We start from the raw sequence: 886 nt of genomic DNA on the forward strand, positions 1-886 counted from the left end.
TAACCGCTCCTTTGCTGGACGTGTCTGCGAAACTCGCGTCGACCAGTGTGCCGGTTGGGCAGATTACGGCTGCGCGGTTTGTGGTGCAATGCGCGTTAATGGCGCCTTTCATCTGGATAATGGGACTTTCGTTGCGCGTGGCGAAAGGTCAGGTGATGGTGCTGGTTTTTCGCTCATTGCTGTTGGTGTTCGCAACATTTTGCTTCATTGCCGCGATCCGGGTGATGCCCCTTGCCGATGCGCTGGCAATCGTGTTCGTTGCCCCTTTCATCGTCTTGTTGGTCGGCAAGTTCTATCTTGGTGAAGACGTCGGCCCGCGTCGCGTCGGCGCGGCGCTTGTGGGGTTTGTCGGGGTGTTGTTCGTCATCCAGCCCAGTTTCGCAGCTTTCGGCGCGGTTGCCATTATTCCGCTTGGCACGGCAGTTGCCTTTGCTTTCTACATTCTTTTGACCCGTGGGTTGTCGCGTCGGGTGCACCCCGTGACCCTGCAATTCCACACTGGCCTGATCGCCAGCCTGTTTTGCATTCCAGCTCTAATTGTTGCGCAAGGTTCCGGCTCTGATTTGTTTGATCCCGTTTGGCCGACAGACATCGCGTTATTGTGGCTTTTAGGCGCTGGCTTTTTCGCGACGGTGAGCCACATGATGATGACATATGCGCTGTCTTTTGCGCCTTCCGTCACGCTGGCACCGCTGCAGTATTTTGAGCTGCCGGTCGCGACCTTGTTCGGCTATGTTGTCTTCAATGACTTCCCGAACACGCTTAGTCTGCTTGGCATTGCCATCATCATCGGTGCGGGGCTGTATATGATACATCGTGAAAGGGTGGCGGCCAGACAGTTGGTCGCCGTGCGTGCCGTGCCTCCAATCTAAGGCTATACGCCCGG

At 56.3% G+C, this 886-nt stretch carries 1 protein-coding gene; it reads left to right on the top strand.

All coding sequences use genetic code 11. The annotated features are described in order from the left end of the window. Positions 1–872: DMT family transporter (locus ACRZ95_RS23045; RefSeq protein ID WP_480555712.1), on the top strand; the 872-nt coding region annotated here is incomplete at its 5' end. Positions 873–886 lie beyond the last annotated feature (14 nt).

It is taken from the genome of Ruegeria sp. AI3 (genome assembly GCF_056541245.1).